Raw genomic sequence first — 13,937 nt, 5'->3', positions numbered from 1 at the left:
GGCGAAGGCGTGCCTTACCTTCTACCCATGAACTGGGGTGATGCCGTCCCGAACTTCCTGATCGGCCTGCGTGAAGGCCTGGAAGCGGGACTGATCGTGAGCATCCTGCTCGCCGCCGTGAAGAAGTCGGGCGGTTCGCGGATGCCGGTGTGGTTGGGCGCGCTGGGCGCGGCCTCGTTGTCGGTGAGTTTCGGTGCGGTGCTGACGTTCACCACGTCGGAGCTCTCGGCCACCGCGCGTGAGGTGGTCGCGGGGACGCTGAGCGTGCTCGCGGTGCTGCTCGTGACGATGATGATCTTCTGGATGCGGCGCACCGCGGCGTCGCTGTCGAAGGGGCTGCGCGCCGACGTCGAGACCGCGATGGTGCTCGGCGCGGGCGCGCTCGTGCTCACCGCGTTCTTCGCCGTCGCGCGCGAGGGGCTGGAGACCACGCTGTTCCTGTGGACCGCGGCCCGCGCGTCGGGCGACGCCGTGGCCCCGGCCGTCGGCGCGGCGCTCGGCCTCGCGGTGGCCTTCGGGATCTGCGTGCTGCTCTACCGGCAGGCCGTGCGGCTCAACCTCGCCACGTTCTTCCGGTACACCGCGATCCTGCTCATCGTCGTGGCCGCGGGCGTGCTCGCCTACGGCCTCGGCGACCTGCAGAACGCCGGCGTCCTGCCCGGCCGCACCTGGATCGCCTTCGACCTGTCCGGCAGCATCAGTACCGACTCGTGGTGGGTGGCGCTGATCGGCGGGATCACCAACCTCGCGCCGAAGATGACGGTGCTGCAGGTGTTCGCGTGGCTCGCCTACCTGGTGGTCGTGCTCGGGATCTTCCTCGGTACGAAGCCCGCGCCGGCGACGCCCGGGGAGAAGGGACGCTTCGAGGCCTGGGCCGCGCGCCTCGCCGGCGCGCGCACCGGCCTCGCGGCCGCGGTCGTCGTGCTGGTGCCGCTGCTCGTCGCGGGCCTGATCATCGCGATCCTGCCCGCCAAGCCCGCCGCCGCGGGCGCGGTCACCGTCACCGAGGCGGACTGCGCGCGCGGCTTCACCGGTGCCACCGCCGGTCAGCAGCGGATCACCGTGACCAACAAGTCCGGCAGGTCCGGCGAGATCACGCTCGTCGACAGCGGCGACGCCGTCGTCGGCGAGATCGAGACCCTCGGCCCCGCCACCACCGCCGATCTGTCGGCGACGCTGGCGGGCGGCAGCTATCGGTTCGTCTGCTACCTCGCCGGCCAGAAGGAGACCCGCTCCGAGCAGTTCACGGTGACCGGCGGCGCGGGCGATGCGCCGAAGCCCGTCGCGCGGGTCACCAAGGACGACCTCGACGGGGCCAACGCGAAGTACCAGGACTACGTGCTGACGGTGCTGCCCGCCGTCGAGTCCGCGCTGAACCGCGTGAAGGCCGCGCTCGGCGGCGGCGACACCGCGGGCGCCAAGGCCGCCTGGCTCGACGCCATGACCGCGTGGGAGAAGGTCGGCGCCTCGTACAACAGCTTCGGCGAGGCGGGCACCGCCGTCGCGGGCCTGCCCGACGGTTTCGCCGACGGCGTGCGCGATGCGGGGTTCTCCGGCATCCGGCGCATCGAGCACGGGCTGTGGACCGGCGAACCGTCGGCGACCCTGACCGCCCAGGTCGACACGACCCTCGAGGGCCTGACGAAGGTGCGCACCGACCTGCGCACCGACGACATCGCCGGCGATCCGATCACGCTCACCAAGCGCGCCCAGGAGATCCTCGAGGACGCGCTGCGCGACCACCTCACGGGCGTCAGCGACCAGGGCGCGCACGCCGGCTACGCCGCCACCGCGGCCGACGTCGAGGCCACCCGCGCCGTGCTCCGCGTGCTCGAGCCGCTGCTCGCGCCCCGCGTGCCCGACCTGCTGCCCACGGCGCGCCGCGAACTGGACGACATCGCCACGGCCCTCGACGCCGTCAAGCGGCCCGACGGCACCTACCCGCCGCTGGAGGCGCCGCCCCTGGCGCTGCGGCAGAAGATCAACGGCACCGTCGGGCAGGCCCTCGAGACCCTGTCCGCCGTGCCCAACCTCCTGGAGATCCCTAAGCATGAGCGATGAGCAGAAGACCGCGCCGGAGGAGTCCGGGACCGGGCGGCGGAAGTTCCTGCAGGGCACTGCGGTCGGCGCCGTGGGCGTGGCCGCCGTGGGTGGGCTGCTCGTCGGGGGCGCGCGGAGCGACGCCGCGCAGTCCTCGGGCCCGACGGTGCGCGAGTCCTACCCGTTCGAGGGGGAGCACCAGTCCGGGATCCTGACGCCGGCGCCCGCCGAGAAGCAGGCGGCGCTCATGGTCGCGGCGTTCGACGTGATCACCGATCGCGCGGGCCTGGAGAAGCTGCTGCGGACGATCACCGACCGCGCGCGGTTCCTCACCGCGGGCGGCACCCCCGCGAACCTGGGTGTGGGCAAGCCGCCCGCCGACAGTGCCGTGCTGGGGCCGGTGGTCCCCGCCGACGGGCTGACCATCACGCTCGGCGTGGGCTCGTCGCTGTTCGACGATCGGTTCGGGCTGGGTGCGCGCAAGCCCGCGAAGCTCAAGCCGATGACCGTCTTCCCCAACGATCAGCCCGATCCCGCGCAGATGCACGGCGACCTGGTGCTGCAGTTCTGCGCCAACAACCCCGACACCGTGCACCACGCGCTGCGCGACATCGCCAAGCACACGCGCGGCGCGATGCAGCTGCGGTGGAAGATGCAGGGCTACGGCGCGCCGCCGCGGCCCGAGGGCGCGGCGCGGAACCTCATGGGGTTCAAGGACGGCAGCGCGAACCCCGTGGGGTCGCAGGCCGAGGAGCTGATCTGGGTGGACCCCACGAACGGAGCCGGCGAGCCGGCATGGACCGAGGGTGGCACGTACTTCGTGGTGCGGCTGATCCGGATGATGGTCGAGTTCTGGGACCGGGTCTCGATCGCGGAGCAGGAGGGCATGTTCGGGCGTCGCCGCGACTCCGGTGCCCCGCTCGACGGCGCCGCCGAGGCCGACGAGCCCGACTACGCCGCCGACCCCGAGGGCGACGTGATCCCCATGGACTCGCACATCCGCCTCGCGAACCCGCGCGAGGGGGAGAAGACGGAGAAGCAGCGCCTGGTGCGCCGGTCGTACAACTACGACCTGGGCCTGGACATGAACGGCAACATGGCCTGCGGCCACGTCTTCCTGTGCTTCCAGCAGGACGTCGAGGCGCAGTTCGAGGAGGTGCAGAAGCGCCTGATCGACGAGCCGCTCACCGATTACGTGACCCCGTTCGGTGGCGGCTACTTCTTCGCCGTCCCCGGGGTGCGGGATGAGTCGGACTTCCTGGGGGCCGGCCTGTTCCGCTGAGCGGTGCGGGGAGGGCGTCCTGAGGGGGCGGTGGTCTTCGCGAAAGCCATGCGTGCCGCGCATGGCGTGATTCGCCCAGTTCAGGGTGGGTTTCTCGGCTGTGAGCGACGCGTGGCACGCATGGCCGCGCCGGGGTGCACGACGCTGCGCCGACCCGGAATTCGCGGCAGTAGCGTGCCATCGGCCGAAGCGGTGGGCCGCAAAGACGCCTGCGCAATGCCTGCTCGCACCCGTGTCACCCGGTAGCACCCGGCATGCCGGGTGCGCTGACGCATTTCGGGTGCGGGCACGCATCCGCACCCGATTCGTCACGTGTACCCGCACGTGGCAGCTGCACCCGGCGCCCCGCCCCGCAAGCCCCGCGCAACCACCGGGACTCTCACGATGTCGGATTCTGCGGCGGTGGAGGTGTTCCAGCGCACCTGCGACGCCGCAGAACTCGACATCCTGAGCCGGGTGCCCCACACACGACGATGCCGCCGCCCCCGGGTGAGGGGCGGCGGCACGCGCTGTTCGCGGCAGGTGAGTGCCGCGACGGCGGGACTACTTGATGAGCTTGTCCGCGCCGTCGTTCCTGCCCGTCTCCGGGTTGTAATCGCCGAGGATGACATCGCCCTCGGCCGCCTCGTCCTCGATGGCCTGGGACACGGCCTCGGCCTGCGCGAGCGCGGCGTTGCGGCGCACGATGGTGGCCGCGCCGCCGGCGACGGCGCCGCCCAGCGCGACCGCGGCGAGCCACGGCTTGTTCAGGCGATCGCCCAGCAGGTGGTCGACGGAGTACTTGCCGGGGCCCGTCAGTGCCAGCGCGGCCGCGGCGACGCCGAGGGTGACCGGGTACTCGTTGCCGCCGCTCTGCGCGGCGAAGCCCTGCGGGCGGTGCACCTCGGCGGCGACCAGCATCGCGCCCACGCCGCCGGCGGCGGCCAGCGGGGTCGCGGCACCGAGCGCGAGCGCGGCACCGGCCAGCTCGCCCGCACCCGCGAGAGCGGCGTTCGGCTTGCCGGGGGCGAAGCCCATCGACTCGAAGCCCTGGGCGGTCGCGTCCAACCCGCCGCCGCCGAAGGCTCCGAACAGCTTCTGCGCGCCGTGGTAGGCCAGCGCCCCGCCGACGGCGGTGCGCAGGGCGAGAAGCCCGAGGTCACGTGCGGTGTTGTTCTGTCCCATGTCTCTGGTGTCCCTTCCAGCGGAGATCGTCGGTTCCGTACGGCTCAACCGGACCGCGGTCCCGATGATTCCGGAGCGTCGCGAATGTGGTGGACGTCACGCCTGCCCGGTCGAGTGCCGCTGTCGATACGAGGAGATGTGGCGGAGGGTCACCCAGACCGCGGCGTTCGAGACGGCCGTGTACCCGATGAATGCCACGACTTCGACGACGGACGGTCCGTGCTGTTTCAGATAGACGCCGGTGATCAAGAATGTGAGGAGCGTGATGCCGAGGCCGAGGCTCGCCAGCGCGTCGCGCGTGCTGATCAGCGAGACGAGCGGCTTCCACGTTCCATCGCGGTCCTGGGCGTAGTAGTCGGGCTCACCGTTGTGCTCGCTCCCCGTTGTCACGGCCTGGATCACGCACGCCGCTGTGGCGAGGGCGAAGAGTCCGACGAGCACGCCGGTGGTTGCGACGCGGGGTGCGTCGCTCGCGAGCCAGACCCACGCAATCGCGCAGATGTACCCGAGGTGGGCCGCGAGGTTGAGGCGTACGACCCATGTCGCCGAGCGGTAGTGGAACAGCGGATTCGGATGCCCCGGGGCGGTATTCACAAAGCGAATGTACAGCTTCGCTAGTCACTATTCGTCGAGGGTGAACGCGCGCAGGTTGCGGAGGGTCTCGGGGAGGAGGGAGTCGGGGAGGGTCGCGCCGGAGACGTCGATGCTCAGGCGTCCCTGGAACGACGAGACGATACCGATGGTCAGCGTCGCGGCGACGGCGTCCCACATCGCGGTGTCCGACGGCGCGCCCCCCGCGAGGTGCAGGGCCGGATGGAAGTCGGTGAGCGTCAGCCCCGGTGGGGTGGGCAGGTGCGGCACCGGCCCCCAGTTGGTGAGGATCGCGACGGCGCCGTCCGCGGGCGGCGCCATCGCGGCGCCGACGGACATCGGCCGCTGCACGGTGCCCGCCGCGAGATCGCGGGCGAGGCCGTCGCCGACCTGTGCGGCGAGCTCGTCGAGGCCCGCCTCGTCGGCATCGGCCTGGAAGAACGCCATGCCCAACGCGTTGGTGATCTCGGTGAAATCGGCCGCGGGTTCGCCCAATCGGCGACGCAGGTCCACGGGGTAGCCGTAGACGACGCCGGTGAGTCCGAGCCCGCGAGCCGCGGCCGTGGCGGCGACGAACGCGGCCGACACCAGCTGATTGACGGTGCGTCCCGTGCGGTGGCCGTACGCGATGAGCGCGGCGCTCTCCTCGCGCGAGAGCTGGATCCGGTGCAGCGCAGGTGCATCCGCCGGCGCGGGCGCCGCGGCGGGAACGCCCTCCGGGAGCGGCGGCAGCGGCGGGGCCTCGATCGGCTCCTCGGCGGCGGTGGGGTAGCCGCGCTCGGTGAGGAACTGCTCGAGCGGCTTCGGGAAGTCGGTGCGGGCATCGAGGGGGTCGTCGGCCCCCGTGACGATCGCGGTGTAGGCGCGCCACAGCGACTGCAGTAGTGCCAGCGCGTGGTGGCCGTCCGCGAGGGCGTGGTGCACGAGGAGGTGGACCAGCCGTCCGCCGTCGGGATCGGTCACCACGTGGACTCCGGCGAGGGCGCTGCCCTGCGCCAGGTCGAGGTCGGGGAGGGGTGCGGTGCCGTCGGTGGGGCCGGCGCTCTCGGTGACGGGGGTGACGTTCCGCTCGTCTCCGGCCACGAAGGTGCCGCCCGCGAGCGCGCCGCCGGGCGCCGAGCCGGCGGGAGCGTCGGCCGCGATCCGGGCGCGCAGGGCGGGGTGGGCGTCGACGAGGCGCGCGGCGGCGCCCCGCAGCGCGTCCAGGTCCAGCGGCCCCTCGGCGCGCACGCCGTAGCCGACGTACATGCCGTCGCCCAGCAGGAAGAACGACTCCGTGGCCGCCAGCTCGCGGATGACCGAGTGCGGCGCAGACAAGTTAGTTGCGGTCGTCATGTATCCGACGATAGGGCGCGCCGACCGCGCCGCGCCACGATGTGTGACCGGACGCATACCGATGCGGCGAGCCGCTACACCACCAGCTGCCCCGCCAGATCCGGCACGCTCGCGCCGCCCGTCGCGCGACGGTACGCCGCGCCCACCAGTTCGATCGCGCGCTCGAGCTGGTCGGCGGGCAGCGAATAGGGGATGCGGATATTGCGCTCGAGCGCACCGTCGACCCCGAAGGCGGAACCGGCGGCGATGCGCACCCCGAGCGCGGCCGCGGCCGCGGCGGTCGCGGTCCCGACCGGCCGCGGCAGCGTCACCCACAGGCACAGCCCGCCGACGCCGGGGGAGACCGCCGCCCCGGGCAGGTGCTCGGCGACGGCGCGCTGCGCCACGGCGCGGGACGCCCGCAGGGAGTCCAGCCGTCCGGGGAGGAAGTCCGCCAGGTGATCGAGGGCGTAACCCGCGGCGAGCTGCTCGAAGACCGCGCCGGCGAGGTCCATGTCGTAGCGGGCGGCGGTCATTGAATCCGGCGCGCTCTCCGCCCGGATCCAGCCCACCCGCAGGCCCGCCCAGATGGTCTTGCTCGCCGAGCCGAGCGTGATGATCCGGGCGCCGCGGGGCGCGAAGGCCGCCACCGGCGGCGGCGCGGGAACGTCGAGGGCCAGTTCGGCCATCGTCTCGTCGACCACGACGGGCACGCGGTAGCGCGCCGAGATCTCGCCGAGCCGCCGCCGGCCGGCCTCGTCGAGCAGCAGCCCGGTGGGGTTGTGGAAGTCGGGGATGGTGAAGATGATCCGCGGATTCTGCTGCTTGACCACGGCCTCGAGCTGATCGAGGTCCCAGCCGAGTTCGGGGTGCAGCCCCACCGCGACCGGCCGCGCGTTGTGCCGGCGCAGCGCGAGGATCGTCCCGTGGTGCGTGGGCTGCTCGATCACCACGCGGTCGCCCGGGTGCACCAGGGTGTCCAGCACGACCCGCAGTGCGTGCTGCGCGCCGGAGGTCACCAGGATCTGCTCCTCGGCGGTCGGCAGGCCGCGTTCGGTGTAGCGCCGGGCGATCGACTCGCGCAGTGCGCGCACGCCGCCCGGGTACAGGCCGATGCCCGCGAGGTAGGGCGGCGCGCAGTCGAGGGCGTGCCGGTAGCCGTCGTGCACGATCTGGTCCGGGGCCGACGGTGCCGCGATGTTCAGCCGGATCAGGTCGGCCTCCGGGCCCGTGTCCGCGGGTTCGGCGGGCACGGCGTGCGGGAGCGTGAGCACGCTGCGCGCGCCTTGCCGCGACTGCAGGTGGCCGCTGTCGCGCAGCTCGGCGTAGGCGGTGGTCACCGTCGTGCGGCTGACCTCGAGGTGTGCGGCGAGGGCGCGCTCGCTCGGCAGCGCGGTCCCGACGGGGACCCGCCCGTCCAGCACCAGCAGGCGCAGCGCCTCGGCGAGGGCGAGGTACGCGGGACGCGGACCGTCGGGCTTCCAGGAGCCGAGCTGACGGACCAGGGCGGCCGCGCCGACAGTGCCAGTTGACGGGAACATGGGGCCAGTATCTCAGAACTGGCTATGGATTGTCATGCCACTTGGCGACACAGTGGGTGTCATGATGATGCGACTCGGGAAGTTGTTCGTGGGCCTGTGGCTCTACGGCACGGCGATGGTGGCGATCCTGCGCGCCGGCCTCGGCAACATGCCGTGGGACGTGCTGCACCAGGGGCTCGCGGAGAAGATCGGGCTGTCGGTCGGCGTGGTCTCGATCATCGTCGGCGCGCTGGTGCTGCTGGCGTGGATCCCGATCCGGCAGAAGCCGGGCTTCGGCACCGTCGCCAACGTGATCGTCATCGGCGTCGCGTTCGACACCATGGCGCCGCTGTTCCCGGAGAACCCCGCCCTGGTCGTGGCGATCCCGATGATGCTCGGCGGCATCGTCCTCAACGCCTTCGCGACGGTGCTCTACATCGGCGCCGGCATGGGGCCCGGCCCGCGCGACGGCCTGATGACGGGGCTCGTGGCCCGCACGGGCGGCTCGGTGCGGGTGGTGCGCACGTCGATGGAGGTCCTCGTCGTGGTCGTCGGCTTCCTGCTCGGCGGCACCCTCGGCATCGGCACCGTGCTCTACGCGGTCGGCGTCGGCCCGCTGATCCAGCTGTTCGCGCGCACCGGGCTCGGCGGTCCGGCCCTGGCCCGCGGGGGCGACGCGCACGGCGCTCCCGCCACCGGCCCGGACGCCCACGGCGTGGATAAGGTGGGGGAATGCGGATCCTCATCACCGGAGCGAGCTCCGGTCTCGGCGAAGGCATGGCTCGGACGTATGCGGAGCGCGGCGAGGACGTAGGGCTCCTCGCCCGGCGCCTCGACCGGCTGGAGGGCCTGCGCGCCGAGCTCAGCTCCTGCCCCAAGGCGGGCGCGGTGGAGATCGGCCGGCTCGACGTGACGGACTTCGCCGCCGTGCCGGTCGCGATCGCCGACGTGGTGGAGCGGCTCGGCGGCCTCGACCGCGCGATCATCAACGCCGGCATCGGCAAGGGCGCGCCGCTCGGCACGGGCAAGGCGCACGCCAACCTGGAGACCGTGCAGACCAACCTCACCGGCGCGCTCGCGCAGGCCGAGGCGGTGCTCGAGGTGTTCCGCGCGCAGGGCCGCGGCCATCTGGTCCTCATCAGCTCCATCGCCGGACAGCGCGGCATGCCCAAGGCGCAGGCGGCCTACTCCGCCAGCAAGGCCGGTCTCACCGCGCTCGGGGAGGGGCTGCAGGCGGAGTTCGCGGGCAGCGACATCACCGTCACCGTCATCAAGCCGGGCTTCATCGAGACCGACATCAACAAGGGCGTCAAGACGTCGATGAAGTCCTCCCTCGACGACGGGGTGAAGGCACTGGTCAAGGCCATCGACCGGGAGCCGAAGGAGGCCGCGGTCCCGTCGTGGCCGTGGACCCCGCTGGGCGCCGTGCTGCGCCACGCCCCCGACGAGCTCACCCGCCGCCTGATCTGACTCCCGCGCGGATCCCCCGGACGGGCTAGGGGCTCAGCCCTGAGACCCCGCCCCGAATCTGGGGGACCGGCCCGGATGTGCCGCGCCGCCGTCGTTCCTAGCGTGAGAAGGGACGAAAGGTGGTGCGAAATGCGCACATTCATCACGACAGCCACGATCGCCTCCGCAGCGGGAGCAGCCCTGATCCTCGCAGCGGCCCCCGCCCACGCCGACCCGGACATCGACGACTACGCCCGCGGCAGCATCGGCGAGAGCTGCGCCGGGTACCCCGTCGGCAAGCTGGCGCTCGAGCGCAACCAGGGCTTCGTGCTCAGCTGCAACAGCGACGGCACCTGGCACATCCCGACGGCGCCCTGAGTCGTCCGTCAGCCCGGTTCCCGCTCGGCCACGAACCGCCGGGTGACGGCCATGTCCCGCTCGCCCAGCCCGGCGTCCACGAGCTCCTCGAACTCGGCCAGGAGCGCCGGCAGCAGCGCCGCGTGCGTCCCGGTCGCCGCGGCGACCTCCGCTCCCGAGCGGAGGTCCTTGAGCAGGTACTTCGCCATCCCCGACGGGGCGTCGTCGCCCGTGATCAGCTTCTCCTTGCGCGTGTCCAGCAAGCGCGAGGCGGCGTAGCCCCCGCCGAGCAGGTCCCACAGGGTCCGCAGGTCGATCCCGGACCGATCGGCCAGCACCGTCGCCTCGCCCAGCGCGGCGATCGTCGCGGCGACGACGAGCTGGTTGCACGCCTTGGCGACCTGCCCCGCCCCGAGCGGCCCGAGCCGCACCGGCGTGCCGCACGGCTCCAGGACCCGCCCGGCCAGGGCGCAGTCCTCCTCGGTGCCGCCCATCATGATCGACAGGGTGCCGGCGATCGCACCGTCCTCGCCGCCGGAGACCGGCGCGTCGACGACCCGGACCCGGCCACCGCTCTCGCGGTCCAGGCGCTCGGCGAGCGCGCGGACGCCGGGAGCGGACGATGTGGAGCCGATGATCACCAGCAGCGGCCGATCGCCTGCGAGCAGGCCGCCGGCCAGCACCTCGTCGACCTCCGGCAGGTCCGGCAGCATGAGCAGGACCACGTCGGCGACGGCCGCGAGCGCCGCGGCGTCGGCGTGCTGGACGGCGCCGTCGGCGACGAGGTCCGGGCGCGGGCGCCGGGCGGTGATGTGCACGCGACCGTGCCCGCGCGCCAGGTGGCGCGCCATGGGGGCGCCCATGGCGCCGAGCCCGATCACGCCGAGCGCGACCCCGTTCGCGGGGTGGTGCACGTCCGTCATGCGGGCAGCGTAGCGAACGCGGAGGCCGCCGAAGCCGCCGTTCAGGCCGAGCGGCCGCGCTGTCCGCGGTACCAGCGCACCTGCGCCGCGGTCGACGAGTCGAGATCGGCGGCGGGCGCGTCCTCGGCCGCGATGACGGGCAGCAGTTCGCCCGCCTGCACCTTGCCCAGCTCGACGCCCCACTGATCGAAGGCGTTGATCCCCCACACCGCCGCCTCGGTGAACACCTGGTGCTCGTAGAGCGCGATCAGCTGGCCCACGACCGACGGCGTGAGCTTCGGCGCGAGGATCGTGGTGGTGGGCCGGTTCCCCGGCATCACCTTGTGCGGCACCACGGCCGGATTCGTTCCCTCCGCGGCGATCTCGTCGGCGGTCTTGCCGAAGGCCAGCACCTTCGTCTGGGCGAACAGGTTGCTCATCAGTAGGTCCTGCATGGTGCCGACGCCGTCCGTGGTGGGCAGGTCGTCGGTGGACTGCGCGAAGCCGAGGAAGTCGGCCGGGACCAGGCGCGTGCCCTGGTGCAGCAGCTGGAAGAAGGCGTGCTGCCCGTTGGTTCCCGGCTCGCCCCAGAAGATCTCGCCCGTGGCGGCGGTGACGGGCGTGCCGTCGATGCGCACCGACTTGCCGTTGGACTCCATCGTGAGCTGCTGCAGGTAGGCGGGGAAGCGCGCCAGGTCCTGCGAGTAGGGGAGCACCGCGCGCGACTGCGCGCCGAAGAAGTCGGAGTACCAGAGGCCGATGAGCCCCAACAGGATCGGTGCGTTCTGCTCGATCGGCGCGGTCGCGAAGTGCTCGTCCACCGCGCGGAAGCCGCCGAGGAACTCCGCGAACCGCTCGGGTCCGACGGCGATCATCACCGACAGGCCGATCGCCGAATCCACCGAGTAGCGGCCGCCCACCCAGTCCCAGAAGCCGAACATGTTCGCGGTGTCGATCCCGAAGGCGGCCACCCGCTCCGCGTTGGTGGACACGGCCACGAAGTGCTTGGCCACCGCCTCCTCGCCGGAGCCGAGACCGTCGAGCAACCAGCGCTTGGCGGCGTGCGCGTTGGTGAGCGTCTCCTGGGTGCCGAAGGTCTTCGAGGCGACGATGAACAGCGTGGTCGCCGGGTTCAGGCGCGCCAGCGTCGCCGTGACGTCGGCCGGGTCGACGTTGGAGACGAAGTGGCAGGTGAGACCGGGCTGGACGTACGCGCGCAGGGCCTTGTAGACCATGGCGGGCCCCAGGTCGCTGCCGCCGATGCCGATGTTCACCACGTCGGTGATGGCCTCGCCCGTCGCGCCGCGCCAGCGGCCCTCGCGCACCTCCTCGCTGAAGGCGCCCATCTTCGCCAGCACCGCGTGCACGTCGCCACTGACGTCCTGCCCGTCCACCTCCGGCGCGCGGCCCGACGGTGCGCGCAACGCGGTGTGCAGCACCGCCCGGTCCTCGGTGGCGTTGATGTGCTCGCCCGCGAACATCGCGTCGCGGCGGGCGGTGACCCCGGCCTCATCGGCCAGTGCGGTCAGCAGGCGCAGCGTCTCGCGGGTGACGCGGTGCTTGGAGTAGTCGATGTACAGGTCGCCCACCTCGAGCACGAACTCCGCTCCGCGCTGCGGATCGGCGGCGAAGAGCTCCCGCAACGTGGTGTCGGCGATCTCGCGCTGGTGGTCGACGAGGTCCCGCCAGGCGGTGGACGCGGTGATGTCGCTCTCGCTCATGGCGCCAGCCTAATGTCCACGGCGCTCGCGCGGGCGGTTCGCGAGAGCCGCCGCTCGTGACGTGCGGGACAACGCCCTGCGGGCGCGCTCGGGCCGGAGTTAGGGTGGCGGGTATGGCAACCGAGCAGCGCATCCGCGATCTCCTGGGCAGCATCCCCACCGGGGTCTTCGTCAACGGCGAGTTCCGCGATTCGAGCACCGGCGCAACGTTTCCGGTGCACGACCCCGCCACCGAGGAGGTCCTGATCGAGGTGGCGGACGCCGCGCCCGAGGACGGCGCCGCCGCCCTGGACGCGGCCGTCGCGGCCGGCCCCGCCTGGGCGGCGACGCCCGCCCGCGAGCGCGCCGAGATCCTGCGCGCCGCCTACGAGGGGCTCGTGGCCCGCACGGACGACTTCGCGCTGCTGATGACGCTGGAGATGGGCAAGGCGCTGCCGGAGTCCGTCAACGAGGTGCGCTACGGCGCGGAGTTCTTCCGCTGGTTCTCCGAGGAGGCCGTGCGCGTCGCCGGCCGGTACACGCCCGCGCCCGCCGGCACCGGCCGGATCCTGGTGAGCAAGGCCCCCGTCGGGCCGTGCCTGGCGATCACGCCGTGGAACTTCCCGCTCGCGATGGGCACCCGCAAGATCGGTCCGGCGCTCGCGGCCGGCGCCACGATGATCATCAAGCCCGCGGGCCTGACCCCGCTGACGATGCTGCTGCTCGCGCAGGTGCTCAAGGAGGCCGGCGTCCCCGACGGTGTGATCTCGGTGCTGCCGACTTCGCACTCCGGCGCGCTGACCGGCCCGCTGTTCACCGACCCGCGGCTGCGCAAGGTCACCTTCACCGGGTCCACCGAGGTGGGCCGCACGCTGATCGGGCAGTCGGCGCACGGCATCCTGCGCATGTCGATGGAGCTCGGCGGCAACGCGCCGTTCGTCGTCTTCGAGGACGCCGATGTCGATCACGCCGTGGAGCAGGCGCTGCTGGCGAAGCTGCGCAACGGCGGCGAGGCCTGCACCGCCGCGAACCGCTTCCACGTGCACGCGTCGGTGCTCGAGGAGTTCACCGACAAGTTCGTCGAGGGCATGAAGAAGTACGTCCTGGGCCCGGGGACGCAGGACGGCGTCACGATCGGGCCGCTGGTCTCCGCGGATCAGCAGGAGATCGTCTCCGAGCTGGTGCAGGACGCCGTCGCCAAGGGCGCCGTGCTGCGCCTGGGCGGCGTCGCGCCCGAGGGGCCCGGCCACTTCTTCCCGCCGACGATCCTCGCCGACGTCCCCGACGACGCCCGCATCCTCACCGAGGAGGTCTTCGGCCCCGTCGCGCCCATCGTCTCGTTCACCGACGAGGAGGCGGGCATCGCCGCCGCCAACGCCACCGAGTACGGCCTGGTCGCGTACGTCTTCACGCGCGACCTCGACCGGGCGCTGCGCGTCGCCGACCGGATCGAGTCGGGCATGGTCGGCGTCAACCGCGGCGTCATCTCCGATCCCGCCGGGCCGTTCGGCGGTGTGAAGGCCTCCGGTTTCGGCCGCGAGGGCGGCAGCGAGGGCATCGAGGAGTACCTCGAGACCCGCTACATCGCGCTGCAGTAGCCGTCGGTCACCGTCGCCGT

Annotated in this window: 12 protein-coding genes; 6 read left to right on the top strand and 6 right to left on the bottom strand. The window is 72.6% G+C overall.

Annotated elements, in window-relative coordinates:
- The first annotated feature begins 27 nt into the window (after positions 1 to 27).
- Entirely contained in the window at positions 28 to 2,061 is a 2,034-nt protein-coding gene (gene efeU, locus BLQ62_RS19455) for an iron uptake transporter permease EfeU (RefSeq protein ID WP_068564514.1), read from the top strand.
- A complete protein-coding gene (gene efeB, locus BLQ62_RS19450; protein WP_068564516.1) occupies positions 2,051 to 3,322 on the top strand; it encodes an iron uptake transporter deferrochelatase/peroxidase subunit in 1,272 nt (423 codons plus the stop codon). The genes efeU and efeB overlap by 11 nt, the downstream gene beginning before the upstream one ends.
- A 543-nt stretch (positions 3,323 to 3,865) precedes the next feature.
- On the opposite strand, the gene BLQ62_RS19445 is transcribed toward efeB, so the two are convergent.
- The 4 genes from BLQ62_RS19445 to yczR all read right to left on the bottom strand — a co-directional run bounded on the left by BLQ62_RS19445 (position 3,866) and on the right by yczR (position 7,932).
- On the bottom strand, positions 3,866 to 4,486 hold the full coding sequence (locus BLQ62_RS19445; protein WP_068564517.1) for a DoxX family protein: 621 nt from the start codon (positions 4,484 to 4,486) through the stop codon (positions 3,866 to 3,868).
- Between the two features lie 96 nt (positions 4,487 to 4,582).
- Positions 4,583 to 5,080, bottom strand: a complete 498-nt coding sequence (locus tag BLQ62_RS19440; protein ID WP_068564519.1) for a hypothetical protein — start codon at positions 5,078 to 5,080, stop codon at positions 4,583 to 4,585.
- A 27-nt stretch (positions 5,081 to 5,107) separates the two neighbouring features.
- Entirely contained in the window at positions 5,108 to 6,412 is a 1,305-nt protein-coding gene (locus tag BLQ62_RS19435; protein ID WP_139184258.1) for a phthiocerol/phthiodiolone dimycocerosyl transferase family protein, read from the bottom strand.
- Between the two features lie 74 nt (positions 6,413 to 6,486).
- Positions 6,487 to 7,932, bottom strand: coding sequence for a MocR-like transcription factor YczR (yczR, locus tag BLQ62_RS19430; protein WP_068528233.1), 1,446 nt, complete (start codon positions 7,930 to 7,932; stop codon positions 6,487 to 6,489).
- A gap of 61 nt (positions 7,933 to 7,993) precedes the next feature.
- Here yczR and yczE point away from each other — a divergent pair, with 61 nt between their 5' ends.
- From yczE to BLQ62_RS19415, 3 genes are all read left to right on the top strand, one after another.
- Entirely contained in the window at positions 7,994 to 8,725 is a 732-nt protein-coding gene (gene yczE / locus BLQ62_RS19425; protein ID WP_068564522.1) for a membrane protein YczE, read from the top strand.
- Positions 8,644 to 9,381, top strand: a complete 738-nt coding sequence (locus BLQ62_RS19420) for an SDR family oxidoreductase (RefSeq protein ID WP_068528239.1) — start codon at positions 8,644 to 8,646, stop codon at positions 9,379 to 9,381. Before yczE ends, BLQ62_RS19420 begins: the two co-directional genes overlap by 82 nt.
- Before the next feature lie 129 nt (positions 9,382 to 9,510).
- Entirely contained in the window at positions 9,511 to 9,738 is a 228-nt protein-coding gene (locus tag BLQ62_RS19415; protein WP_068528242.1) for a hypothetical protein, read from the top strand.
- 8 nt (positions 9,739 to 9,746) lie between these two features.
- Here the strand turns inward: BLQ62_RS19415 and BLQ62_RS19410 are convergent, their stop codons facing one another.
- A complete protein-coding gene (locus tag BLQ62_RS19410) occupies positions 9,747 to 10,640 on the bottom strand; it encodes an NAD(P)-dependent oxidoreductase (protein ID WP_068564524.1) in 894 nt (297 codons plus the stop codon).
- Positions 10,641 to 10,681: 41 nt separating this feature from the next.
- Positions 10,682 to 12,340 carry a glucose-6-phosphate isomerase gene (gene pgi, locus BLQ62_RS19405; RefSeq protein ID WP_068564526.1) on the bottom strand — a complete coding sequence of 553 codons (1,659 nt, stop codon included), beginning with the start codon at positions 12,338 to 12,340 and terminating at the stop codon, positions 10,682 to 10,684.
- Positions 12,341 to 12,453: 113 nt separating this feature from the next.
- Here pgi and BLQ62_RS19400 point away from each other — a divergent pair, with 113 nt between their 5' ends.
- Entirely contained in the window at positions 12,454 to 13,917 is a 1,464-nt protein-coding gene (locus tag BLQ62_RS19400; protein WP_068564528.1) for an NAD-dependent succinate-semialdehyde dehydrogenase, read from the top strand.
- Positions 13,918 to 13,937: the final 20 nt, after the last annotated feature.

It is taken from the genome of Tsukamurella pulmonis (genome assembly GCF_900103175.1).
Classification (GTDB): Bacteria; Actinomycetota; Actinomycetes; order Mycobacteriales; family Mycobacteriaceae; genus Tsukamurella; species Tsukamurella pulmonis.
This window is presented reverse-complemented; position numbering and strand designations above follow the sequence as displayed.